This is a genomic window from Pseudomonas sp. PDM17, assembly GCF_014851985.1.
GTDB lineage: Bacteria > Pseudomonadota > Gammaproteobacteria > Pseudomonadales > Pseudomonadaceae > Pseudomonas.
In genome coordinates this window covers 41,304-65,998 of the sequence record NZ_JACVAT010000005.1, presented here as the reverse complement: position 1 = coordinate 65,998, position 24,695 = coordinate 41,304, and the positions used below count along the sequence as shown (strand labels likewise).

The following is a 24,695-nucleotide window of genomic DNA, read 5'->3' as shown; positions in this document are numbered from 1 at the left end:
GAACGCCGGCCCGGAAGGGGTGAATCCTCAGGCCGCCTCGGCCTCGTAGCCTTCCTCGCGGATCGCCGCGAGGATCGCGGGTTCGTCCAGCCGGCTGGCAACGCGGACTTCACCGGCGCCCAGGTCGACCTGCACGTCCGCCGCGGCGTCCAGTGCCTGTACCGCCTGGGTGATGGCCCGCACGCAGTGGCCGCAGCTCATGCCTTTGACATTGAAGGTGTGCATGGAATCTCTCCTCTGATGGATTGAAGCATTAGATGCAGTCTCGACCTTGCCACCGTGGCAAGGTCAAGCCTCTCGCGTCGCACTCGTCTTGCACTTGTCCTACGTCAGGCTCTCAGCCAAGCTGCGGAAACAGCTGACTCGTCGGAGTACGCCATGCGCCGTTCCCTTTTTATCGCCGCCGGTTTCGCCGCCGTCCTGCCCTTCGCCGGACCGCCTTCGAGCGCCTGGGCCGATGGCATGCCCGAGGAACCCTCGGCGCCGCCCGTACCCACCTCCCCGGCCACGCCACCGCCAAGCACGCCCGGCTCCTGGCCGGTGCCCGACGCCCAGCCGGTGGCCTATGCCGTGCTGATCGTCAGCCGCGAACGGCTGGATACCGGCACTGCCTGCGACATCGACCTGTATGTGCAGGACGAAAAGGTCTCGCGCCTGCAGCCCGAAGGCGAAATCGCCCTCAACCTGCCCCCGGGCGAGGTCTCCCTGCGCCTGCAGACCGCCAACTCCGGCCTCTGCCGCAGCGGCATCCAGCCGCTGCGCGCACAGTCGGTACAGTTGCACGCAGGCGAAGTACGCAAGTTCCGCATCGCCAACAGCGAGAGCGGGCTGTATCTCATGCCGGTCTCCAGCGGCAGCTGATCCCGGCCTCGGCTTTGACCTGCGACAAGCTGGCAGCGAACGAGGGTTGACCTTACCCTTGTGTCAAGGTTGATGCTATCGGGGAACTTCAGGGAGAAGCCCCATGAACAGCGCCAACCCCATCGAACTCGACCTCCCCGTCTCCGGGATGACCTGCGCCAGTTGCGCAGGCCGGGTCGAGCGCGCCCTGCGCAAAGTGCCCGGCGTGCAGAACGCCAGCGTCAACCTCGCCAGCGAGCAGGCCCGTGTGCAGCTCGCCGCGCCATCCAGCGGTGAGACCCTGCCGGCGCTGGTCGCCGCTGTCGAACAGGCCGGCTACCAGGTACCGGCCCACAGCCTGGAACTGGCCATCGACGGCATGACCTGCGCCAGCTGCGTCGGCCGCGTCGAACGCGCCCTCAATAAGGTCCCCGGCGTACGCACGGCCAGCGTCAACCTGGCCAGCGAGCGCGCCCACGTCGAACTGCTCGGCGCGGTAGACGCCGCCGCGCTGATCACCGCCGTCGACAAGGCGGGCTACAAGGCCCGCCCCATCGAACCCGATCAGCCCGCCGTGGATCCGGCCGTGGCCCGTCTGGCGCGCGAGCGCTGGTGGCTGGCCGCCGCCATCCTGCTGTCCCTGCCGCTGGTGCTGCCGATGGTGGGCGACTGGTTCGGCCAGCACTGGATGCTGCCGGCCTGGGTGCAATTTCTCCTCGCCACGCCCGTGCAATTCCTTATCGGCGCACGCTTCTATGTGTCCGCCTACAAGGCAGTGCGCGCCCGCAGCGGCAACATGGACCTGCTGGTCGCCCTCGGCACCAGCGCCGGCTACGGTCTGAGCCTGTACCTCTGGTATGCCGCCGCTCCGGGGCAGATGCCGCACCTGTACTTCGAAGCCAGCGCCGTGGTCATCACCCTGATCCTGCTCGGCAAGTACCTGGAAAGCCGCGCCAAGCGCCAGACCGCCGCCGCTATCCGTGCCCTCGAGGCCCTGCGCCCGGAGCGCGCCACCCGCGTGCGGGACGGCGTCGAGGAAGACGTCGCCATCGCCGAACTGCGCCTGGGTGACGAAGTGCTGGTGCGCCCCGGCGAACGCTTCCCGGTGGACGGCGAAGTCCTCGCCGGGCAGAGCCACGCCGACGAAGCCCTGATCACCGGCGAAAGCCTGCCGGTGCCCAAGGACGTCGGCGATCCGGTCACCGGCGGTGCGATCAACGGCGAAGGCGTGCTGCGCGTGAAGACCACCGCGCTGGGCGGCGAGACCGTGCTGGCCAGAATCATCCGCCTGGTGGAAGACGCCCAGGCCGCCAAGGCGCCGATCCAGAAGCTGGTGGACAAGGTCAGCAACGTGTTCGTCCCGGTGGTGATCGGCATCGCCCTGCTCACCCTGGTCGGCTGGCTGATCGCCGGCGCCGGCTGGGAACAGGCACTGATCAACGCCGTGGCCGTGCTGGTCATCGCCTGCCCCTGCGCCCTCGGCCTCGCCACCCCGACCGCGATCATGGCCGGTACCGGCGTCGCGGCGAAATACGGCATCCTGATCAAGGACGCCGAAGCCCTGGAAGTCGCCCACGCCGTGACCGCCGTGGCCTTCGACAAGACCGGCACCCTGACCTCCGGCCAGCCGCGCATCACCAACCTTGCGGCGAACGGCGACGAGGCCGAAGCCCTTGCCCTGGCCGGCGCCCTGCAGCGCGGCAGCGAACACCCGCTGGCCCGCGCCGTACTCGACGCCTGCGCTGATCGCAGCCTGAACCCAGCCGCCGCCGAGGCCACCCAGGCCCTGACCGGGCGGGGTATTCAAGGCCGCATCGACGGTCGCCTGCTGGCCCTGGGCAACCGCCGGATGCTCGACGAAGCCCGGCTGCAACCCGGCGCGCTCACTGAGTCGGCGCAGCGCTGGGAAGCAGAAGGCCGCACCCTGTCCTGGCTCATCGAACGCGAGCCGCAGGCACGGGTGATCGCCCTGTTCGCCTTCGGCGACAGCCTCAAGGAAGGCGCGAAAACCGCCATCGACGCCCTGCGCGAGCGCGGCATCGCCAGTCACCTGATCACCGGCGACAACCGTGGCAGCGCCAAGGTCGTGGCCGACGCCCTGGGCCTGGACGACGTACACGCCGAGGTTTTGCCCGGCGACAAGGCTGCCGTGGTCGGCACGCTGCGCCAGGAAGGGAAGGTCGTGGCGATGGTCGGCGACGGCATCAACGACGCCCCGGCACTGGCCGCGGCAGATGTGGGCATCGCCATGGGTGGCGGCACCGACGTCGCCATGCACGCCGCCGGCATCACCCTGATGCGCGGCGACCCGCGCCTGGTTCCGGCAGCCCTGGACATCTCCCGGCGCACCTACGCGAAGATCCGCCAGAACCTGTTCTGGGCCTTCATCTACAACCTAGTGGGCATCCCGCTGGCCGCCTTCGGCCTGCTCAACCCCATGGTCGCCGGCGCGGCGATGGCCGCCTCCAGTGTTAGCGTGGTGAGCAACGCCCTGCTGCTCAAGCGCTGGAAACCACGTGATCACCAATAAGCCCCACGCCCCCGCCCGAGAAGCGGGGGCGTTCGTTCAGGAGACATCGGCATGAACATCGGCGAAGCGGCGAAAAAGAGCGGCCTGACCGCGAAGATGATCCGCTACTACGAATCCACCGGCCTGCTCACCCCCGCCGGCCGCAGCGCCAGCGGCTACCGCCACTACAGGGAACAGGACCTGCACACCCTGGCGTTCATCCGCCGCTCGCGGGACTTCGGCTTCTCGCTGGAAGAGGTCGGCCAACTGCTCGCCCTCTGGCAGGACCGCTCCCGCGCCAGCGCCGACGTGAAGGCCCTGGCCGCACGGCACATCGACGAACTCAACCGCAAGATCGCCGAACTCAGCAGCCTGCGCGACACCCTGCAGGAGCTGAGCGACCACTGCCAGGGCGACCACCGGCCGGACTGCCCGATCCTCAAGGACCTGGAGTCGGGGAATTGCCGTCACTGAAGGCTATTCCATCCCGTAAGGTGCATAACGCCGCAAGCGTTATCCGCCATGCCGGATAACGGCGGATAAAGCGCTCCGCTTTATCCGCCCTACGCGCTGGCCACCGCGCGGCGGCGCCACAGCGAGGCCGGCAGTACCGTCACGGCCAGGCCGACGAAGACCAGTACGCACGCCATCCAATCCTGGGTGGTGAGGTCTTCGCCAAGGAACAGCCAACCCGACAGCAGGCCCGACACCGGTACCGCCAGGGCGAAAGGCGTGACCTGGCTGGCCGGATAGCGGCGCAGCAGGAAGCTCCACAGGCCGAAGCCGACGGTGGTGGCGAGGAAAGCGATGTAGAGCAGCGCTCCCGCGCCGGTCCAGTTGATGTTCAGCACGGCGTGCTCGATGGCTTCCTGGCCTTCAAATATCCACGAGAGGACCAGTAGCGGCAGTGGCGGGATCAGGCTGACCCAACTGATCAGGCGCAGCATGTCGCTGGCGCCGGATCGCTTGGTGGCGATGTTGGAGAAGGCCCAGGCCAGCGCGGCGGCAATCACCAGCAGGAAGGCTACCAGGCTGTCGCCCAGGGGGCGCTCCAGGCCGATCAGCAGCAGACCGCCGGCAGCCAGCACCAGGCCGATCAGTGCGCGAGGGCTGGGACGCTCGCCGAGGAAGGCGGCGGCGATCAGCACGGTGAAGAACACCTGGCTCTGCAGCACCAGCGACGACAGGCCGGCGGGCATGCCGATGTGCATGCCGACGAACAGCAGGCCGAACTTGACCACACCCAGCAGCACGCCGATCTGCACGATACGCCAGAACGGTGCCGGCAGCGGGCCGCGCAGGAAGATCAGCGGCAGCGCCGCCAGGGCGAAGCGCAAGGCGCAGAACAGCAGCGGCGGGAAGTCGTGCAGGCCGACCTTGATCACGACGAAGTTGACGCCCCAGATCAGGGTGACCAGCAGGGCGAGGAGAACATGGCGGAGGGGCATGGCAGAGCGCTCGGGGTGGGATGAGGCAAAACTAACAGCCCACGTCTGAAATGTATGGATACAGTTGTGGGCTTACAGTTCTTTCGCAGGACCAGACGGGAATCCAGACAGTCCGTACCCAGCCCCAAGAAGGAACCGTGCGTAGGATGGTGTGGAGCGAAGCGATATCCATCAATCCCGGGAAACCATCAGCACGGGTATCGCTGCGCGCCACCCATCCTACGCAGAGCATGACGGCGATTTCGGCGAAAAGGCTTTACAGGGTCTCGATACGCAGCTTCGGCCAGCGCGCCGGCCAGTTCTTCGCGGCGAGACGCTCGCGGTAGAGGTGCGGTTTGGCGCGGAAATGCTCGGTCGGCCGGACCCGCAGCGCCCAGAGGTCATCGATCCCCAACGGCGCCAGCAGCTCCAGGGAATCCCCCCGCAGTCGCAGCGCTACCGCCGTGCAGACCTCCGGCCAGCGGCACATCGCATCGGCGCAATCCCTGTAGGGCGCATCGCCATTGCGCAGGTGCATGCGCGCCTGGTTGCGCACCGACCAGGGCTGGTCCGGGCAGGCCTCCAGCAGCCGGAGCTCCCAGGCGCAGTCCGCTTCGGGCTCCAGGTTGTCGGCCGCGAAGTACAACACATCGATATCGCTGAGCGGCGTGGGCTCGTCATAGCCCTGCAAGGCGTCCCACACCGCGTTGCGCACGAAACCGGCAGCGACCCAGGCGCCTTGCGGGCCGTGATCGCGCACCACGCGCAGCAGGTGCAGGCGTTCAGGTTGCCCGGCGATCAGTGCAAGCAGCTCAGATTCGCCGGGCAATGGGTTCAGGCCTGCTCCCACGGCGGAGGCGGAGGCTCGTCGCGTTGCTGCGGGGCATCCTGGGCGGCGCGGCCGGCTTCACGGCGCTCCTGCTCGCGCATGGCCTCGGCAATCTCACGCAGCACCGAATCCACGTCCGCCTCGTCTTCCGGATCGTCGAAGTGCCCGGTCAGCGGGGTGTCCGGCTGCAGCTTGCCGTCCTCGTAGAGGGCCCACATTTCCTTGGCGTAGTGGGTGTACTTGAGCTCCGGGGCGAAGCGGCCGAAGTAGGCGGCCATGTTGCCCACGTCGCGCTCGAGCATGCGGAAGGCGTGGTTGTTGCCGGCGGCGTCCACGGCCTGCGGCAGGTCGATGATCACCGGGCCGTCCGGGCCGACCAGCACGTTGAATTCCGACAGGTCGCCATGCACGAGGCCCGCGCAGAGCATCATGACGATCTGGCGGATGAGGAATTCGTGGAAGTCACGGGCCAGTTCAGGCTCCATCACCACGTCGTTCAGGCGCGGCGCGGCATCGCCCTCTTCGTCGGCGACCATCTCCATCAGCAGCACGCCGTCGAGGAAATCGTACGGCTTGGGGACGCGCACCCCGGCGTTGGCCAGGCGGAACAGCGCGGCCACCTCGGCGTTCTGCCAGGCGTCTTCCTGCTCCTTGCGGCCGTACTTGGTGCCCTTGGCCATGGCGCGGGCCTGGCGGCTGTTGCGCACCTTGCGGCCTTCCTGGTACTCGGCGGCCTGGCGGAAGCTGCGCTTGTTGGCTTCCTTGTAGACCTTGGCGCAGCGCAGCTCGGCGCCGCAGCGCACCACGTAGACCGCTGCTTCCTTGCCGCTCATCAGCGGGCGCAATACTTCATCGATCAGGCCGTCTTCGATCAACGGCTCCAGGCGTTTCGGGGTTTTCATCAGGCTTCCTGGCGTACCTCTCTGGGGCGCTGCGCTCCTTATACGGCAATCCTCGACAACCGCCCAGCGCGATCAGGGTTCAGGCGGCGTCAGCTCGATGCTTTCCACCACCGCGTCTTCCAGCCGCTGCAGCTCCAGCCCCAGCGCCTCGTCGCTGTCGGCGTAGCGCTGGGCGATGTTGGCGAAGCCTTCGGCGACCTCGCTGAAGGCCTCGGCCACGCGCGGGTCGAACTGCTTGCCGGCGCCCGCCTTGATGCGCCCGGCGGCTTCCTCCGGGGTCAGCGAGGTGCGGTAGGCGTGGCGGCAGGTGAGTTCGTCGTAGCAGTCGATCAGCGAGAGCATCCGCGCGCCCAGCGGAATCTGCTCGCCGGCCAGCCCCTCGGGGAAGCCGCTGCCGTCCCAGTGTTCATGATGGCTGTAAGCGATCTCCTTGGCGTACCGCAGGAATTCCGCCGGGGAGCCCAGCTTGCGCTCGGCCGCCTCGAGGGCGTCACGTCCGACGGTGGTGTGGCTTTCGAGGATCAGCCGGTCGGCCTCTTCCAGTTGGCCGGGGCTGTGCAGGATGCGGTCGGGCACGGCGACCTTGCCGATATCGTGCAGTTGCGCCGAGCGCACCAGCAACTCGATGTTCTCCACCGACAGTTCGGTGGAGAACTCGTGGTGCAGGGACAGCGAGCTGCCCAGCAGTCGCATGTAGTGTTCGATGCGCACCAGGTGGTTGCTGTGTGGGTTGTCGCGCAGGTCGCAGAGGGTCGCCATGGCTTCCAGGGTGGCGTCCTGAATGGCCTGCAGCTCGCGGGCGCGACGGCGCACCTCGAGTTCCAGGTACTCACTCTTGTCGCGCAGGAAGTCGGCGTTGGCCTTGAGGCTCAGGTGCGCGCGGATGCGCGCCAGGGTCACCGGCGGGCTGATCGGCTTGGTCAGGTAGTCCACCGCGCCCAGGTCTAGGCCCTTCTGCTCATCGGCGGCGCTGACCATGCCGGTGAGGAAGATCACCGGGATGTCGCGGGTCAGCGGGTCGGCCTTGAGCTGGCGGCAGACTTCGTAGCCGTCCATCTCCGGCATCATGATGTCGAGCAGCACCAGGTCCGGGCGCGGGTCGCTCTGCATCAGGCGCAGCGCCTTCGGCCCGCTGGAGGCGACGCGCACCTGATAGCGGTCCATGAGCAGCTCGCTCATGAGCATCAGGTTGTCGGGCTGATCGTCCACCACCAGGATCATCTCCTGCTCCGGCCGGTCCAGCATGCTATCCATCGCAACTCCTCGCATCGGTCAGATTCGTGACATGCCATGGGTGATCGGACCACGGCCCTGTCCGCGTGTTCCTGTCGCACCTTTCTTGTCTATCCGCCCCGTCAGATCCGGATGTCGCGCTCCCTCGCGAGATTCACCAGACTTTCCAGGGCCCGCTCGAATTCGAAACGCCGCACGCTCGTGGCAATGCCTTCGTAGCCCTCATTGAAGACGCTGCGCAGCAGGCTTGCACGTTCGCCGAGCAACCGTCCGGCGCGCGGGTCGTCCGCCGCCAGCAGGTGCGCCAGGCGCCGGCAGACCTGCTCGACTTCGGCGACATTGCCGCTCTCCAGCAGCGCCGGAGCAGCCGAGGCCGCCGGCAACATGGGCACCGGCAGCGGTTCGTGGCTGATGTTCTGCAGGCTCAGGCTGACCGAGTCGTCCACCCGGCCCATGGGCAGCCGGCACCAGAACAGGCTGCCGCGATTCGGCTCGCTTTCCACCCCGACGCTGCCGCCCATCGCCTCCGCCAGTTTCTTGCAGATCGCCAGGCCCAGGCCGGAGCCGCCATAACGGCGGGTGATCGAGCTGTCCGCCTGCTGGAAGGATTCGAACAGGCGCTCCTGCTGCGGCTCGGTGATGCCGATGCCGGTGTCGCGGAAGGCGAAGTAGAGCTGCAGGCTGTCTTCGTCCTCGTCTTCCAGGCGGACGATCAGCACCACCTCGCCCTGCTCGGTGAACTTCAGCGCGTTGTTGCCATAGTTCATCAGGATCTGCCGCAGGCGCAGCGAATCGCCTACCACCTGGGCGGGCACCCGTGGGTCGATCTCGCAGCGCACCGCCAGGCCCTTGCTCGCCGCACGGATGTTGAACAGGTCGAACAGTTCGCCGAGCAGGCGCTCAAGGTCGAAGCCGATGTGTTCGAACTCCAGCTTGCCGGCCTCCACACGGGACAGGTCGAGGATGTCGCTGATCAGCTCCAGCAGGTACTGGCCCGACCCCTGGATCTTGCCCAGGTAGTCCACCTGCTGCGGGTCCAGGGTGGTTTCCTGGAGCAGGTGCGCCAGGCCGATGATGATGTTCAGCGGCGTGCGGATCTCATGGCTCATGTTGGCCAGGAAGTCGCTCTTGAGCTGCGCGGCCTCTTCGGCCAGGTCACGGGCCTCCGCCAGTGCCAGCTCGGTGGACTTGCGCGCGGTAACGTCACGGCTGACGCCCACCAGCCCGAGCAACCGGCCCTGATCGTCATGAAAGGCGCTGCGCAGGGTATCGAAGAGCACCCGCCGGCCATCGGGATAGACCACCCAGCCTTCGCTGGCGTAGGGCTCGCGCTCGGTCAGCGCCTGGCGGTCGCGCTCCTGGCGTCCGGTGCCGGCGGCACGGCTGAACATTTGCTGGTCGCTGCGCCCGACTATGTCCTCCGGCGCGCGCCCCAGACAGTCGGCGAACGCCTGGTTGACTCCCAGATAGCGGCCCTGGGTGTCCTTGAACCAGATCGGATCGGGGATCGAGTTGATCAGTGCCAGCAGCGTGCTGCGCTGGCGCCGCTCCTCCGCCTCGGCGCGGGCGCGCTCGGTCACCTGGATCGACAGCCGGCGGTTCCACACCAGAACGAAGGTCAGCAGGGCGAGGAAACCCACCACCCACGGCCAGGCGATCTGCAGCAGGTTCATCCAGTCGAAGACATCCAGCGACGGCAGCCAGCGCGCCTGGATCGCCTCCTGCTCGTTGCGGGTGATGTTGCCCAGCGCGCGGTCCAGCAGCGGCACCAGCGGCTCCAGCGCCTTGCGCGTGGCGAAGCGCACCTGGCTGTTGCCCAGCCCGCTGTCGCCGCGCACCTCCATGTTGGAAAGGCTGAGCTGCTCGATCAGGAAGGTGGTGGTGATGAGGTTGCCGACATAGGCATCGGCGCGCCCGGTGGAGACCGCCTTGAGCGCGCTGGGTGAGTCCTCCACCAGCACGAAGTCGATCCCCGGCACAGCCTTGGTCAGCAGTTCATGGACGGCATAGCCCTGCTCAACGGCCACGCGGCGGCCGGACAGGTCGTCCAGCGTACGGATGGTGCTGTCGCGCCGGGCGAAGATCAGGCTGCTGGTGGTGACGTAGGGCTGGGTGAAACTCAGGAAATGCTGGCGTTCCTCGGTAGCCGCCATGGACGGCAGCAGATCCACCTCGCCAGCCTTCACCGCTGCCAGCACCTCCTCCCAGGTGTTGTAGAGCACCGGCTGGACCTTCATCCCCAGGCGCTCGGACAGCAACTGCAGGTAATCGGCGCTGATGCCGTGGAACTGGTCGAACTCGTCGATCACCTCGAACGGCGGCCAGCCGGCGCGGAACAGGCCGACGCGGATCGGCTCGTGGGCTGAAATGAAGGCTCGCTCCTGCTCGCTCAGCGCCAGGCTCGCGGCACGGGCCTGGGCGCTCAGCGCGAGCAGCAGCAGAAGGCAGCACAGGCAGAATCGGCGCAAGGACATGGGGTCTTCTTCAGGGAATACCCAGCAAGCGTAGCCCCTGCCGCCGCGCTTCGAGTTTGAAAACGCGATGCGGATTGCTGCACTTCGTGTCGGGACGGACAATCGCCCCAACAGCCATTGCCCCGGAGAGCTGCCATGACGATCACCCGACTTGACCCCGAGCGCTGCTGGCAGGCGGTCTGCGAGCGCGATGAACGCTACGAGGGGCGCTTCGTCTTCAGCGTGCGCTCCACCGGTGTCTACTGTCGGCCGAACTGTCCGGCCCGCCGGCCATCAAGGGAAAACGTGGCCTTCCACGCCGCGCCCGAAGCGGCCGAGGCCGCCGGCTTCCGCCCCTGCAAGCGTTGTTCGCCACGCGGCCCGAGCCCGCGCGAACAACTGGATGCGCTGGTCGCCGCGGCCTGCGCGCTGCTCGACAAGGCCGAGAAGCCGCTGACGCTGGAGGAGCTCGCCGGGCGCATCGGCCTGTCCGCCTCGCACCTGGCCCGCGCCTTCAAGGCCCGCACCGGCCTCACGCCACGGGCCTGGGCGGAATCCCGCCGCGAGCAGCGCCTGGCCGCTGTCCTGCCGCAAGCGCGCTCGGTGCTCGACGCTGCACTTGAGGCCGGCTACTCCGGCACCCGCGCCCTGTATGAAAGCGCCACGCCGCTGAGCCCCGCGCAACGCCGTCAGAAAGGCGCCGGCGAGCGCCTGCGCTACGCCATCGCGCCCTGCGCGCTCGGGCTGGTGCTGCTGGCGGCCACCGACAAGGGCGTGTGCGCCCTGCTCTTCGCCGATGAGGCCGACGAACTGGAGCGCCAGCTGGCCGAGCGCTTCAGCGCCGCCGAACGCAGCCGCGACGACGCCGGCCTGGGCGACTGGTTGCGCGAGGTAATTACCCAGCTGGAGGAACCCGAACAGGCCGCGCACCTGCCGCTTGACCTGCACGGCAGCGCCTTCCAGCTGCGCGTCTGGCGCGCCCTCACGCGCATTCCCAGCGGCGAGACGCGGCGCTATGGCGAACTGGCCGAACAGTTGGGCACGCACCCACGCGCCATCGCCCGTGCCTGCGCCAGCAATAATGTCGGCCTGCTGGTGCCCTGCCACCGCGTGGTCGGCGGCGCCGGCGAAGGTGGTTATCGCTGGGGTCTGCCGCGCAAGCGCGAACTGCTGCGCCGCGAGGGTCACTCAGGCGACGCCGGCGAACTCCGCCACCGAGCCGATCACGATCAGCACCCAGAGTAGACCGCCGAGGATCAGGAATGGCAGGTTGTAGCGGGTGATCGAAGCATTGCCCTGGCCCAGCGGATCACCGCTGGCCTCATTGGCGCGGCGCTGGATGTTCGTCAGCGGAATGAGCGGCACCAGCCCCAGGACGATGAACGGCAGGCTGTAGTGGCTGAGCTCGGGAATGCGGCTGGTCAGTTTGTCGGCGACATTGGAGACGATCAGCAGCACGACCGCCCAGGTGGCATCGCTGCTGTAGCTCCAGCCCTTGCGCTGCTCTTCGGGCAAGGCCTCATGCACACGCCGGGCGAGGGAGTGGATATAGAAGATCATGAACAGGCTGCGCAGCGGCGGGTTGATCTTGCCCGGCATGTGCGGTTTCTGGATCGACCAGTGCTTGTACATCCAGTACAGGTTGAACAGCCCCAGCGTCGCCACGTAGAGCACGATCATCTTGGTGATGGAGATGACGAAGAATCGATTGGCCTGCTCGGCGCCGGCACGCTCCTCGACCAGCGGGGCTTCCGGGGCGCGGTAGGGGTTTTCCATTTCCATGGCAGGCATTCCTGAGGGCTGAGGGCCACATTGTGGGCCAGCCCCCGGATAACGGCCAAGGGCTCATCCCGTCGCCTGGCGCCCAGTGACGGCGCCGGCCTGTGCTACCGTTGCCAACCTTCGCCCCCATCCGACGCCCCATGACCTTCTGGCCCCTGATCACCCGCCTCGGCGACAGCTCCCTGCTGGCGCCCGCCGCCGTGTTCGTCTTCTGCTGGCTGCTGTACCGCCGCGAGACCGCCAAGGCCGGGCTGTGGGCGCTGCTGTTCGGACTCTCGACCGCGCTGGTGGTGGGTTCGAAGCTGGCCTTCATGGGCTGGGGAATCGGAATTCCGAACCTGAATTTCACCGGCATCTCCGGTCACAGCATGATGGCTGGCGCGGTGCTGCCGACCCTGGCCGCGCAGCTGTTCAGCTCGCGGCGAGCCGGCCTCGCCGCTGCGGGGCTGGCGGCGTTGATTGCGGTGCTGGTGGGTCTCTCGCGGCTGGCGATCAACGTCCACTCGCCGGCCGAAGTCTACGCCGGCCTGGCGCTGGGCCTGGGCACCAGCGCAGCCTTCCTCGGCGCCACGCGCATCCACTTGCCGGCCTTCCAGCCCGCGCTTCTGCTGCTGATCATCGCGCTGGGGCTGGGCCAGGCGGTCACCGGCGTGCGCGCCCCGACGCACCAGTTACTGGAGCGCATCGCCGCGCACCTGGCCGATCGCGACCAGCCATATCGGCGCGGCCAGTGGGCCGGCCAGCCGGACGTCTGAACGGGCGATTCGTTCGGATTTCCGAACGAGAATTCCAGAGATTTCCGGATGACCGAACGCGGCGTCGCTTCGCCACGGTCGTTAAATCAAAATTAATTCTTATAATTCAATCGGTTACCAAAAAATAAAAAGCTTGGCACGGAGCCTGCTCTGCTCCACCTCGAACATGCGACCGGCCTGGAGTGAGCCTCGTCGGCGCAGGACTGAATAACAAACACAACCAGTCGAGGTAGTCTCCATGCGTTTCGCACCCCGTGCGTTGGGCGTCGCCATTGTCGCGGCCCTGCTCGCCACTCCCGTCGTCGCCGAAGAACTCACCGGTACCCTGAAGAAGATCAAGGACTCCGGCACCATCGTCCTCGGCCACCGTGACGCCTCCATTCCTTTCTCCTACCTCGGCAGCGATCCGCGTCAGCCGGAAGGTTATTCCCACGACCTGCAGATCAAGGTCGTCGAAGCCCTGAAGAAAGAGCTGAACGTTCCCGACCTCAAGGTCCGCTACAACCTGGTGACCTCCCAGACCCGTATCCCGCTGGTGCAGAACGGCACCGTGGACATCGAGTGCGGCTCCACCACCAACAACCTCGAACGCCAGAAGCAGGTCGACTTCTCCGTCGGCATCTTCGAGGTCGGTACCCGCCTGCTGACCAAGACCAGCTCGGGCATCAACGACTTCCCGGACCTCAAGGGCAAGAACGTGGTGACCACCGCCGGCACCACCTCCGAGCGCCTGCTCAAGCAGATGAACGCCGACCAGAAGATGGGTATGAACATCATCTCGGCCAAGGACCATGGCGAGTCCTTCCTGATGCTCGAGTCCGGCCGCGCCGTGGCCTTCATGATGGACGACGCGCTGCTCTACGGCGAAATGGCCAAGGCCAAGAAGCCCGACGACTGGCACGTGGTCGGCAAGCCGCAGTCCTACGAGATCTACGCGTGCATGGTTCGCAAGGGCGACGCACCGTTCAAGAAGGTGGTCGACAAGGCCATTTCCGACACCTTCGCCTCGGGTGAAGTGAACAAGATCTACGACAAGTGGTTCATGCAGCCCATCCCGCCGAAGAACCTGAACCTCAACTTCCCGATGAGTGATGAGCTCAAGAAGCTGATCGCCAATCCGACCGACAAGTCTGCCGAGCAGATGTAACGGTCGCGCGCGGCTGCGCCCACAAGGCGTAGCCACGCGGGGGATCGGGAGCGCAAGCCAGCGCTCCCGAGCCCACTACTCCTGATGACGATGCCGGAACACCCGCTACCCGCGGGTGGCGGGCGGCCTTGCGCCCGCGTCCGGCCCCGTAGCGTACCAAGCAACCGTGCAAAGCAATCGAGGGGAAACCCGTCATGGATTACAACTGGGACTGGGGCGTGTTCTTCAAGTCCACCGGGATTGGCGACGAACGCTACCTGGACTGGTACATCACCGGCCTTGGCTGGACCATCGCCGTCTCGCTCGCGGCCTGGGTCATCGCCCTGGCGCTCGGCTCGCTGCTGGGCGTGATGCGCACCCTGCCCAACCGCTGGTTGTCGGGCATTGCCACGGCCTACGTGGAGCTGTTCCGCAACGTGCCGCTGCTGGTGCAGCTGTTCCTCTGGTACTTCTTCGTACCCGACTACCTGCCGCAGCCGATCCAGGACTGGTTCAAGCTGGGCATCGCCCCGGAAACCTCGGCCTTCATCAGCGTCGTCGTGTGCCTGGGTCTGTTCACCGCCGCGCGGGTCTGCGAACAGGTGCGAACCGGCATCCAGGCGCTGCCCAAGGGCCAGCTCGCCGCCGCCAGCGCCGTGGGTTTCCGCCTGCCGTCGATCTACCGTCACGTGCTGTTGCCGCAGGCCTTCCGGATCATCATTCCGCCGCTGACCTCGGAATTCCTCAACGTCTTCAAGAACTCTTCGGTGGCCTCGCTGATCGGCCTGATGGAGCTGCTGGCGCAGACCAAGCAGACCGCCGAATTCAGCGCCAACCTGTTCGAGGCCTTCACCCTCGCCACCGCGATCTACTTCACCCTGAACATGAGCCTGATGCTGATCATGCGCTTCGTCGAGCGCAAGGTAGCGGTGCCGGGCCTGATCTCCGTGGGAGGTAAATGATGGACTTCAGTCAGATCGTCCCCGCCCTCCCCGGCCTCTGGGAAGGCATGCTCACCACCCTGCAACTGATGGTGCTGGGCGTGCTGGGCGGCGTGGTACTGGGCACCATCCTCGCGCTGATGCGGCTGTCCAACAGCAAGCTGCTGTCGAACATCGCCGGCTTCTACGTGAACTACTTCCGTTCGATCCCGCTGCTGCTGGTGATCACCTGGTTCTACTTCGCGGTGCCGTTCATCCTGCGCTGGATCACCGGTCAGGACACCCCCGTGGGCGCGTTCACCTCGTGCCTGGTGGCCTTCATGATGTTCGAGGCGGCGTACTACTGCGAGATCGTCCGCGCCGGCATCCAGGCCATCCCCAAGGGCCAGATCGGCGCGTCCTACGCGCTGGGCATGACCTACGGCCAGTCCATGCGCCTGATCATCCTGCCCCAGGCATTCCGCAAGATGACCCCGCTGCTGCTGCAGCAGAGCATCATCCTGTTCCAGGACACCTCGCTGGTCTACAGCGTCGGCCTGATGGACTTCCTCAACGCCGCCCGCTCCCGTGGCGACATCATCGGCCAGCCCCATGAGTTCCTGATCTTCGCCGGACTCGTCTACTTCGTCATCAGCTTCGCCGCGTCCTTCGGCGTGAAGCGCCTGCAGAAAAGGTTAACCGTATGATCTCCATCGATAACGTCAGCAAGTGGTACGGCGACTTCCAGGTGCTCACCGACTGCAACACCAAGGTGTCCAAGGGTGAAGTGGTGGTGGTCTGCGGGCCGTCCGGCTCGGGCAAGTCGACCCTGATCAAGTGCGTCAATGCGCTGGAGCCCTTCCAGAAGGGCGATATCACCGTCGACGGCACCTCCATCGCCAACCCGAAGACCGACCTGCCGAAACTGCGTTCGCGGGTCGGCATGGTGTTCCAGCACTTCGAGCTGTTCCCGCACCTGACCATCACCGAGAACCTCACCATCGCCCAGCGCAAGGTACTGGGGCGGAGCAAGGAAGAGGCGATGGACAAGGGCATGAAGCTGCTCGACCGCGTCGGCCTCAAGGCTCACGCGCACAAACACCCCGGCCAGCTCTCCGGCGGCCAGCAGCAGCGCGTGGCGATCGCCCGCGCGCTGGCGATGGACCCGATCGTCATGCTGTTCGACGAACCGACCTCGGCGCTCGACCCGGAGATGGTCAACGAAGTGCTCGACGTGATGGTCCAGCTCGCCCAGGAAGGCATGACCATGATGTGCGTGACCCACGAGATGGGCTTCGCGCGCAAGGTCGCCGACCGGGTGATCTTCATGGACCGCGGGCAGATCGTCGAGGACTGCCCGAAGGAGGAATTCTTCGGCGACCTGCAGAACCGCGCCGAGCGCACCCAGCAGTTCCTCGCCAAGATCCTGCCGCACTGATCCAGCCGTTCTGATTCACCCGAAGGCCCCGGTACGCCGGGGCGTTCAACCTCACCGCAAGCACAAGAATAAATAAGGAAGTTCCATGCGCGTGTTCCACTTCAGCAAGATGCCCCTGGGCGTCGCGATCCTCGCGGCGAGTTCTTCGGTGTTCGCCGTCACTCTCGACGGCGGCGCGGTCGCATCCCCCGACCAGTACGGTGCGAAGGTCGCCGCCGAGATCCTCAAGAAAGGCGGCAATGCCGTCGACGCCGCGGTCGCCACCGCCTTCACCCTCGCGGTCACCTACCCCGAAGCCGGCAACATCGGCGGCGGCGGCTTCATGACCCTGTACGTCGACGGCAAGCCCTACTTCCTCGACTACCGCGAGATCGCCCCCAAGGCGGCGACCAAGACCATGTACCTGAACGACAAGGGCGAGGTGATCGAGAACCTCAGCCTGGTCGGCGCCAAGGCCGCCGGCGTGCCGGGTACCGTGATGGGCCTGTGGGAAGCGCACAAGCGCTTCGGCAAGCTGAAGTGGAGCGAGCTGCTGACCCCGGCCATCGGCTACGCGCAGAGCGGCTTCCGGGTCGCCGACCAGCAGTACCAGTACCGCCAGGACGCCATCGCGCTGTTCAACGGCAAGACCAACTTCGGCGACTACTTCGGCACCATGAAGCCGGGCGAGACCTTCAAGCAGCCCGAGCTCGCCAAGACCCTGGAGCGCATTGCCGACAAGGGCCCGGACGACTTCTACAAGGGCGAGACCGCCAAGCTGCTGATCGCACAGATGAAGCAGGACGGCGGCCTGATCAGCGCCGATGACCTCTCCAGCTACCAAGCCAAGTGGCGCGAACCGATGCGCATCGACTGGCAGGGCAACACCCTCTACACCGCGCCGCTGCCAAGCTCCGGCGGTATTGCCCTGGCCCAGCTGATCGGCATCAAGGAACAGCGCGCCGCCGACTTCAAGGGTGTGGAGCTGAACTCCGCCAAGTACATCCACCTGCTCGCGGAAATCGAGAAGCGCGTGTTCGCCGACCGCGCCGACTACCTGGGCGACCCGCAGTTCTCCAAGGTGCCGGTGGCCCAGCTGACCGACGCCAAGTACATCGCCAAGCGCGCCAAAGAAGTGAACCTGGACGCCATCTCGGCCACCGAGAAAGTCCGTCCCGGCCTGGAGCCGCACCAGACCACGCACTTCTCCATCGTCGACAAGGACGGCAACGCCGTCAGCAACACCTACACCCTCAACTGGGACTTCGGCAGCGGCGTGGTGGTCAAGGGCGCCGGCTTCCTGCTCAACGACGAGATGGATGACTTCAGCTCCAAGCCGGGCGTGGCCAACGCCTTCGGCGTAGTGGGCAGCGACGCCAACGCCATCGAGCCGGGCAAGCGCATGCTCTCCTCCATGAGCCCGAGCATCGTCACCCGCGACGGCCACGTCAGCCTGGTGCTGGGCACCCCCGGCGGCTCGCGGATCTTCACCTCGATCTTCCAGGTGCTGAACAACGTCTACGACTACAAGCTGCCCCTGGAAAAGGCAGTCGCCGCGCAGCGCGTGCATCACCAGCTGCTGCCCAAGGACACCATCTACTACGACGCATACGCGCCGCTCACCGGCAAGGTTGCCGACGAGCTCAAAGCCATGGGCTACACCCTGGAAGACCAGGGCTGGAACATGGGTGACATCCAGGCCATCCGTGTCAACGGCAAGGCTCTGGAAACCGCCTCCGATCCGCGCGGCCGCGGCATCGGCATGGTGGTCAAGCCCTAAGCCCCGGCGGACGCACCGTGTGGTACCCGAGCCAGTCCATCGCCGCCCCCCGGCGTTGGGCTGGTTCGGCCTCGGCGACTGTGCTGCAATGCGCTTCCAGCCCACTGCCGCCGCCGCTGACCGTGAAGCCACGCCTCGTGCGCAACTACCTGTTGCCCTTCCTCCTGCTCCTGCTCACCCTGGGCTTCGGCTATGGCGGCTACCTGATCAGCGAAGGCGCCGGCACCCGCACCCTGATCGAGACCGGCGAACGCCAGCTGGAACTGCACGCCCGTGGCGTGGAAAGCGAGATCAGCCGCTACACCTACCTGCCCAGCCTGCTGGAACTCGAAGGCAGCGTCAGCCGCCTGCTGGTGGACCCGACGCCGCTGCACCGCGACCGCGTCAACCATTACCTGGAAGGCCTCAACCGCCGCGCCGGCAGCCGCGCCGTGTACCTGCTGGACACCTCCGGCCGGGTGCTCGCCACCAGCAACTGGCAGGACGCCGACAGCTACCTGGGCGAAGACCTGTCCTTCCGCGCCTACTTCCAGGAAGCGGTGAGCGGCCGCCCCGGACGCTTCTACGGCATCGGCAGCACCACCGGCGAACCCGGTTACTACCTCGCCCATGGCCTCGTTCACGGCGGCAAGATCGTCGGCGTGGCGGTGGTCAAGGTGCGCATGGAATCCCTCGAAGAACGCTGGGAGAAGGCACGCCTGCAAGCCTTCGTCAGCGACGAGAACGGCATCATCATCCTCTCCAGCGACCCGGCCCTGCGCCTGAAGGCCGTGCGCCCGCTCAGCGACCAGGACAAGGAACGCCTCGCCCGCAGCCTGCAGTACTACTGGTGGGCGCTCAACGAATGGCAGCCGCTGGCGCGCAAACCTCTCGGTGAAGGCGTCGAGGAAATCAGCTTCCCGCCGGGCGAGCACGCCGACAGCCACAAGCCGCTCAGCTACCTGATGCAGACGCGCAGCTTGAGCGACACGCCGTGGAATTTCACCCTGCTCACCCCGCTGGCCGACCTGCGCCGCGAAGCACTGATGCACGGCGTGCTGGCCGCCGTCGGCTTCGCCCTGTTCGCCTTCCTGCTGATCGCCTGGAATGAGCGGCGCAAGGTCATCGCCACCCGCCTCGCCGCCCGTGAGGCACTGGAGCAGGCCAACAACGCCCTGGAGCGGCGTATCGCCGACCGCACCGCAGACCTGCGCGCCAGCAACCAGCACCTGCGCGAGCAGATCCGCGAACGCCGGCAGGCCGAGGACACCCTGCGCAAGGCCCAGGACCGCCTGGTCCAGGCCGGCAAGCTGGCGGTGATCGGGCAGATGTCCACCAGCATCGCCCATGAACTCAACCAGCCGCTGGCGGCGCTGCGCACCCTGTCGAGCAACAGCGTGCGCTTCCTCGAACGCGGCAAGCTGGACGTCGCCAGCAGCAACCTCGAAGCCATCGCGGAAATGGTCGACCGCATGGGCCGCATCACCGCCAGCCTGCGCGCCTTCGCCCGACGCGCCGACGACCACGGCCAGGCAACCCTGAGCAAGGCGGTGGACGCCGCCGTGATGGTGCTGCAGGGGCGGCTCTCCGAAGTGCCGGTGACCCTGCACCGCGACTACCCCGACGCGCAGCTGGCCATCGACCAGACGCGCCTGGAACAGATCCTGGTCAACCTGATCGCCAACGCCCTCGACGCCATGGGTCCGCAGGTCGACCGCCAGCTCTGGCTGGAAGGCCGCAGCGAAGGCGACGGCCACTACCGTCTGGTGGTCCGCGACAACGGCCCCGGCATCCCGCAGGATGCGCGCCAGCACCTGTTCGAACCCTTCTTCACCACCAAGCCCGGCGAACTCGGCCTGGGCCTGGGCCTGACCCTATCGGCCAGCCTCGCCACCGCCGCCGGCGGCAGCCTCGGCGTGGCCTACCCGGAGGCCGGCGGCACCGCCTTCGAGCTGAACCTGCCGCTGCTGCCCGCCATGGAGACACCCGCATGAGCGACCCTTCCCTGCGCGTATTGATCGTCGAGGACGACCCCCACGTGCGCCTCGGCTGCCAGCAGGCGCTGGCCCTGGAAGACATCGAGACCGACAGCGTGGGCAGTGCCGAGGAAGCGCTGAAGAAGGTCGGCGCCGACTTCCCCGGCATCGTCGTCAGCGACATCCGCATGCCCGGCATGGACGGCCTGCAATTGCTGGAGAAACTCAAGGAGCGCGACCCCAGCCTGCCGGTGGTGCTCATCACCGGCCACGGCGACATCGCCATGGCGGTCAAGGCCATGCGCGACGGCGCCTACGATTTCATGGAGAAACCCTTCTCCCCCGAGAAGCTGGTGGACACCGCGCGCCGCGCCCTCGCCCAGCGCGCCCTGACCCGCGAAGTCAGCCAGCTGCGGCGCCAGCTCGCCGGCAAACAGGCCCTGGAAAGCCGGCTGATCGGTCGCTCACCGGCCATGCAGGCGCTGCGCGAACTGATCGCCAACGTCGCCGACACCTCCGCCAACGTGCTCATCGAAGGCGAGACCGGCACCGGCAAGGAACTGGTCGCGCGCTGCCTGCACGACTCCAGCCGGCGCCAGCCCAAACCCTTCGTCGCGCTCAACTGCGGTGGCCTGCCGGAAAGCCTGATCGACAGCGAAATCTTCGGCCACGAGGCCCATGCCTTCACCGGCGCCGGTAAGCGGCGGATCGGCAAGATCGAGCACGCCGACGGCGGCAGCCTGTTCCTTGACGAGATCGAGAGCATGCCGCTGAACCTGCAGATCAAACTGCTGCGCGTGCTGCAGGAACAGCAGCTGGAACGCCTGGGCTCCAACGAACTGATCCGCGTGGACTGCCGGGTGATCGCCGCGACCAAATCCGACCTCGCCGCCATGGGCCGCGAAGGCAGCTTCCGCAGCGACCTCTACTACCGCCTCAACGTCATCACCCTGAACCTGCCGCCGCTGCGCGAGCGCCGCGAAGACATCCTGATGCTCTTCGAGCACTTCCTGCAGCAGTCCTCGCTGCGATTCGACCGCCCGGCGCCCCCCATCGACAACGCCACCGCCGCCACCCTGATGGCCCACGACTGGCCGGGCAACGTGCGCGAGTTGCGCAACGTCGCCGAACGCTTCGCCCTCGGCCTGCCGGTACTGGCCGGCGGCAACCTCGGCCCGGACGCCGGCGAGCCGCGCTTCGCCGAGGCCGTGGAAGCCTTCGAGAAGAGCCTGCTGTCCACCGCCCTCGAACGCCACGCCGGCAACCTCAGCCAGGCCGCGCACGCACTGGGCATGGCCAAGACCACGCTGTTCGACAAGGTGAAGAAGTACGGCCTGTGACGGCGCGCCTCGCACACGACTGACAGTCACTCGGAAAAGGATTGGCAATGACTGAAGACGCTCTGCTGCAAGACATCTGGAAGATTCTCGAACCCATCGAGATCGAGCACTTCGAAGTGGTGGCCGGCAAGGCCGAGCCCGCCGCCCTGGAGCGCTACGAAGCGGAATTGGGCTTCGCCCTGCCGGAGGCCTTCCGTCTGCTGACACTATCCAAACTTGGTGGCCTGTACATCACCGCACGGGAGGAGTCCTGGCCTGCGGCCAAGGCCTTCGACGTCGGTCCCGCCTGGACCTTCTGGTGCGGCCTGCTGGTGTTCGGGCTGGCCGAGGACATCCCTGAATGGCTGAGCCTGAGCGTGCAGCTGGCCGAAGTCCGCCGCCAGGGCATCGTGGACTTCGCGCCGGTGCTCAAGGTCCAGAGCGATCCGCGCTACTACGGCTTCCGCGCCGACGGCAGCCTCGCGCTGTACGACGGCTACGAGTTGGAAAGCTGCGAGCCGACCGATTTCCTCGACCTGCTCAAGCAGGAAGTCGACAGCCTGATCGAGCGCATGGACCAGATGCGCACCCGCATCAGCGCGCGCTGAGCGAATCGTGATGCGTCAGCACGACCTCGGTCGCGCTGACGCAGGGCGTTGATCTCTGCTCCGCCGTCCCGGACACTATCGGCCTTTGAACCGGCCGCACGAGCGGGAGCCATCATGTCCACCCAAGCCGAAACCCTCTGGAACCAGCTCTGCGCCGACGCCGGCGTCGACCCGCAGCAGCGCATGGCCTCGCGCCAGGCCATCCTCGCCGACAGCAGCGCGCTGGACGCCACCGTCTACCGCCCGGACGACAACGACCCGGACGCCGAAGAGCTGGACATGGGCGACGCCAAGGTGCTGTTCCTCGGCCCCTTCGAAGCGCCCATCGAGTGGGACGCCGCCGAGCGCGAAGACTTCTTCGACGACGCTGACCCGGCGCTGTTCTTCAGCGCCCGCATCGAGTGCGAAGCACAGCCCGGCACTTCCGCCTTCTTCGTCCCGGAAGTGGGCGACTACCTGGCGGTGATGGACGGCGGCAAGATCCAGATGTACTTCCTCCACGACTGGCGCGAAGACGAAGACGGCTGCACCTGCGTGTTGATCCGCGACGATATCCAGCTCTGAACCCACCCCTTGCCGGGCCGCGCCTGCCGCCGGCAGAGACGTAGGGCGCATAACCTGGAACAGGTTATCCGTCGAAGCCCCGCGGCGGATAACGCTGACGCGTCATGCGCCCTACGGGGCAGCACGACCGTCGGCACCGGCATCACCCTGTAGGAGCGGGCCATGCCCGCGATCACGCGCATGGCCCGCTCCTACAGGCTGCGCCGCACGCTGCCCGGTGAGACGCCGATAAAGCGCTTGAACGCCCGGCTGAACGCCGCCTCCGACTGGTAGCCGAGGCGCTCGGCCAGTTCGGCCACGGCAATCTCCCGTTCCTGCAACCAGCTCAGCGCCACATGCATGCGCCAGCGGGTGACGTAGTGCATGGCCGGCATGCCGACCTTTTCGGCGAAACGGGCGGCAAAGGCGGAGCGCGACATGGCCGCCGCGCCGGCCAGCGACGCGAGGCTCCAGTCCCGCGCCGGGTCGCGGTGGACCAGGCTCAGCGCGCGGCCCAGCTGGCGATCCTGCAAGGCGCCGAGCCAGCCGGTCTGGGCCGCCGGGTCCTGCTCGATCCAGGCGCGGATGGCCTGGATCACCAGGATGTCGGCCAGCCGGGTGATCACCGTTTCACCGCCGGGGCGCATGGCCCGTGCTTCGTTTTCCATCAACCTCAAGGTACTCATCAGCCAGTCGCGCTGGCCGGGGTCACGCACCTGCGCCTCCAGCACCCGCGGCAGCAGGCGCACCAGTTGCAGCGCGGCGGGATGATCGAAGCGCACCGCGCCACAGATCATCGCCGTCGGCGCCCCGCTTCCGCCCTGGCGCAGCACTTCGTAACGGTCGCTGGCGTAGACGCGCGGCAGGTCGAACAATGCCGTCGCCGCTTCCCCCGGCGCGCTCACCAGCCGGTGGCCCTCGCCGTGGGGCACCAGCACCAGGTCGCCCGGCGTCAGCCGGCGCGGCTCGTCGCCCTCGGCTTCAAGCCAGCATTCGCCGACAGTCAGCACATGGAACATCAGACACTGCGGCATGGCTGGCAGGTCCAGCCCCCAGGGTGCGGTGAATTCGGAGCGGCAATAGAAGGTGCCGCTCATGCGCAGGAAATGCAGGGCTTCGCCCAGAGGATCGTTGGAAACCCAGGCGTCGGTCGGGTCCTGAATGGCGGTAGGAGCGTTCATGGTCTTGAGACTGGTCCGGCAGTCCGGCGGCGTCCAGCACTCCTGGACGAATAAGCACGAAGAAGCGATTTCCAGGCATTAACCGTCCAGCTCTTTGGCAGGAAACTGAACCCGGGCCAACGAACCCACGGCGGGCGCCGCGGGACGGCCAACAGCGAGGACACCGCCATGATTACCGTAATGGGAGCCACCGGCCGCACCGGTTCGAGAATCTGCCAGACCCTGCTGGAAGCCGGCGTGCCCGTTCGCGCCCTGGGCCGCAATGCCGAACGCCTGGCGCCGCTGGCGGCCGCCGGTGCGCAGATCGCCGTGGGCGAGCCGCACGACGCCGCCTTCCTCAGCAAGGCCTTCCGCGGCTCGGAAGCGGTCTACACCCTGCTCGCCTACGGCCCGGACACCGAGGACTATCGCCAGCAGCAGGCCGCCCAGGGCAAGGCGATCTTCGCCGCGATCCGCAACAGCGGCGTGCGCCGGGTGGTGTTCCTGAGCAGCGTGGGCGCCGAGGTGCCCGCCGGAACCGGGCCGATCATCAGCATGCACGATCAGGAACAGCGCCTGCGCGAGCTGCCGCCGGAGGTGGATGTGCTGATGCTGCGCTCCGGCGCGCTGTTCGAGAACCTGTACGGTGCGCTGGAAATCGTCCGCGCCTACGACTGCTACAGCGACGCAGTGGCGCCGGATGTGCCGGTGCCGATGGTCGCCACCCGGGATGTCGCCGATGCCGCCAGCCGCGCCCTGCTGGGCCGCGACTGGCAGGGCCGCGTGACCCGCGAGGTGCTCGGCCAGCGCGATATCAGCTACGCCCAGGCAACCCGGCTGCTGGGAGCGGCCATCGGCCGGCCGGACCTGCCTTACGTACCGGTTTCGCCTCGGGAGCTGGAGAGCGCACTGCGCGAAGCCGGTTGCTCCGCCAGCGTTGCCGCGTGCTACGCGGAACTGGGCGAGGCGATCAACAGCGGGCGGGTTCGGGCGCAGGAGGTGCGCTCGCCAGCCAATACCACGTCGACGCGCTTCGAAGACTTCGCCCAGGACTGGGCCGAGGCCTACCGGGCGCTGCCGTAAGACGGTGCCGTCAGTCAGCCAAAAATAAATTCCTACAAATATCCCGGAAGGTTC

Annotated in this window: 22 protein-coding genes and 1 pseudogene; 15 read left to right on the top strand and 8 right to left on the bottom strand. The window is 67.0% G+C overall.

Features of this window, described 5'->3' with window-relative positions; translation table 11 throughout:
* Window positions 1-27 precede the first annotated feature (27 nt).
* Window positions 28-225, bottom strand: coding sequence for a heavy-metal-associated domain-containing protein (locus IB256_RS18565; RefSeq protein ID WP_081517296.1), 198 nt, complete (start codon window positions 223-225; stop codon window positions 28-30).
* Window positions 226-378: 153 nt separating this feature from the next.
* On the opposite strand from IB256_RS18565, the gene IB256_RS18560 reads away from it, so the two are divergent.
* The 3 genes from IB256_RS18560 to cueR all read left to right on the top strand — a co-directional run bounded on the left by IB256_RS18560 (window position 379) and on the right by cueR (window position 3,823).
* On the top strand, window positions 379-861 hold the full coding sequence (locus tag IB256_RS18560; protein ID WP_192290265.1) for a hypothetical protein: 483 nt from the start codon (window positions 379-381) through the stop codon (window positions 859-861).
* Between the two features lie 103 nt (window positions 862-964).
* Complete coding sequence (locus IB256_RS18555; protein ID WP_192403629.1) at window positions 965-3,370, top strand: heavy metal translocating P-type ATPase; 2,406 nt, start codon at window positions 965-967, stop codon at window positions 3,368-3,370.
* Window positions 3,371-3,421: 51 nt separating this feature from the next.
* The gene (gene cueR, locus IB256_RS18550) at window positions 3,422-3,823 is read left to right on the top strand and encodes a Cu(I)-responsive transcriptional regulator (RefSeq protein ID WP_192290269.1); all 402 of its coding nucleotides are present in this window, start codon (window positions 3,422-3,424) and stop codon (window positions 3,821-3,823) included.
* A gap of 88 nt (window positions 3,824-3,911) precedes the next feature.
* Here the strand turns inward: cueR and IB256_RS18545 are convergent.
* The 5 genes and pseudogenes from IB256_RS18545 to IB256_RS18525 form a co-directional block, all read right to left on the bottom strand.
* A pseudogene (locus IB256_RS18545) lies at window positions 3,912-4,797 on the bottom strand (EamA family transporter); the annotation flags it as partial.
* A 256-nt stretch (window positions 4,798-5,053) separates the two neighbouring features.
* Entirely contained in the window at window positions 5,054-5,605 is a 552-nt protein-coding gene (locus IB256_RS18540) for a nucleotidyltransferase family protein (protein ID WP_192290273.1), read from the bottom strand.
* A 5-nt stretch (window positions 5,606-5,610) separates the two neighbouring features.
* Window positions 5,611-6,507 (bottom strand): PA4780 family RIO1-like protein kinase, encoded by an 897-nt coding sequence (locus IB256_RS18535; RefSeq protein ID WP_045217128.1) that lies wholly within the window; start codon window positions 6,505-6,507, stop codon window positions 5,611-5,613.
* Between the two features lie 72 nt (window positions 6,508-6,579).
* Entirely contained in the window at window positions 6,580-7,761 is a 1,182-nt protein-coding gene (locus tag IB256_RS18530; protein ID WP_192403626.1) for a two-component system response regulator, read from the bottom strand.
* Window positions 7,762-7,862: 101 nt separating this feature from the next.
* Window positions 7,863-10,214 carry an ATP-binding protein gene (locus IB256_RS18525; RefSeq protein ID WP_192224629.1) on the bottom strand — a complete coding sequence of 784 codons (2,352 nt, stop codon included), beginning with the start codon at window positions 10,212-10,214 and terminating at the stop codon, window positions 7,863-7,865.
* A 135-nt stretch (window positions 10,215-10,349) separates the two neighbouring features.
* Between IB256_RS18525 and ada the strand changes: the two genes are divergently transcribed.
* Window positions 10,350-11,438, top strand: a complete 1,089-nt coding sequence (gene ada / locus IB256_RS18520; protein WP_192290277.1) for a bifunctional DNA-binding transcriptional regulator/O6-methylguanine-DNA methyltransferase Ada — start codon at window positions 10,350-10,352, stop codon at window positions 11,436-11,438.
* Here ada and IB256_RS18515 read toward each other — a convergent pair.
* Window positions 11,382-11,975, bottom strand: a complete 594-nt coding sequence (locus IB256_RS18515) for an MFS transporter permease (protein ID WP_192290279.1) — start codon at window positions 11,973-11,975, stop codon at window positions 11,382-11,384. The two genes, ada and IB256_RS18515, sit on opposite strands and share 57 nt — an antisense overlap.
* Window positions 11,976-12,115: 140 nt before the next feature.
* Here IB256_RS18515 and IB256_RS18510 point away from each other — a divergent pair, with 140 nt between their 5' ends.
* From IB256_RS18510 to IB256_RS18465, 10 genes are all read left to right on the top strand, one after another.
* Window positions 12,116-12,730, top strand: a complete 615-nt coding sequence (locus IB256_RS18510) for a phosphatase PAP2 family protein (protein WP_192290281.1) — start codon at window positions 12,116-12,118, stop codon at window positions 12,728-12,730.
* A gap of 238 nt (window positions 12,731-12,968) precedes the next feature.
* Complete coding sequence (locus IB256_RS18505; protein ID WP_045217115.1) at window positions 12,969-13,877, top strand: glutamate/aspartate ABC transporter substrate-binding protein; 909 nt, start codon at window positions 12,969-12,971, stop codon at window positions 13,875-13,877.
* Window positions 13,878-14,071: 194 nt separating this feature from the next.
* Window positions 14,072-14,818, top strand: a complete 747-nt coding sequence (locus IB256_RS18500; RefSeq protein WP_081517282.1) for an amino acid ABC transporter permease — start codon at window positions 14,072-14,074, stop codon at window positions 14,816-14,818.
* Window positions 14,815-15,483, top strand: a complete 669-nt coding sequence (locus IB256_RS18495) for an amino acid ABC transporter permease (RefSeq protein ID WP_138520248.1) — start codon at window positions 14,815-14,817, stop codon at window positions 15,481-15,483. Before IB256_RS18500 ends, IB256_RS18495 begins: the two co-directional genes overlap by 4 nt.
* The gene (locus tag IB256_RS18490) at window positions 15,480-16,214 is read left to right on the top strand and encodes an amino acid ABC transporter ATP-binding protein (protein ID WP_081517280.1); all 735 of its coding nucleotides are present in this window, start codon (window positions 15,480-15,482) and stop codon (window positions 16,212-16,214) included. Before IB256_RS18495 ends, IB256_RS18490 begins: the two co-directional genes overlap by 4 nt.
* An 85-nt stretch (window positions 16,215-16,299) precedes the next feature.
* Complete coding sequence (ggt, locus tag IB256_RS18485) at window positions 16,300-17,973, top strand: gamma-glutamyltransferase (RefSeq protein WP_192403624.1); 1,674 nt, start codon at window positions 16,300-16,302, stop codon at window positions 17,971-17,973.
* 80 nt (window positions 17,974-18,053) lie between these two features.
* Entirely contained in the window at window positions 18,054-19,946 is a 1,893-nt protein-coding gene (locus IB256_RS18480) for a sensor histidine kinase (RefSeq protein WP_192290657.1), read from the top strand.
* Window positions 19,943-21,268 (top strand): sigma-54-dependent transcriptional regulator, encoded by a 1,326-nt coding sequence (locus IB256_RS18475; protein ID WP_192290285.1) that lies wholly within the window; start codon window positions 19,943-19,945, stop codon window positions 21,266-21,268. The genes IB256_RS18480 and IB256_RS18475 overlap by 4 nt, the downstream gene beginning before the upstream one ends.
* 47 nt (window positions 21,269-21,315) lie before the next feature.
* On the top strand, window positions 21,316-21,855 hold the full coding sequence (locus IB256_RS18470) for an SMI1/KNR4 family protein (RefSeq protein ID WP_192290287.1): 540 nt from the start codon (window positions 21,316-21,318) through the stop codon (window positions 21,853-21,855).
* A 114-nt stretch (window positions 21,856-21,969) separates the two neighbouring features.
* The gene (locus IB256_RS18465) at window positions 21,970-22,419 is read left to right on the top strand and encodes a hypothetical protein (protein WP_192290289.1); all 450 of its coding nucleotides are present in this window, start codon (window positions 21,970-21,972) and stop codon (window positions 22,417-22,419) included.
* A 191-nt stretch (window positions 22,420-22,610) separates the two neighbouring features.
* Here IB256_RS18465 and IB256_RS18460 read toward each other — a convergent pair whose 3' ends face one another.
* The gene (locus IB256_RS18460) at window positions 22,611-23,579 is read right to left on the bottom strand and encodes an AraC family transcriptional regulator (RefSeq protein WP_192290291.1); all 969 of its coding nucleotides are present in this window, start codon (window positions 23,577-23,579) and stop codon (window positions 22,611-22,613) included.
* Window positions 23,580-23,747: 168 nt separating this feature from the next.
* Between IB256_RS18460 and IB256_RS18455 the strand changes: the two genes are divergently transcribed.
* Window positions 23,748-24,641, top strand: a complete 894-nt coding sequence (locus IB256_RS18455; protein WP_192403622.1) for an NAD(P)H-binding protein — start codon at window positions 23,748-23,750, stop codon at window positions 24,639-24,641.
* Window positions 24,642-24,695: the final 54 nt, after the last annotated feature.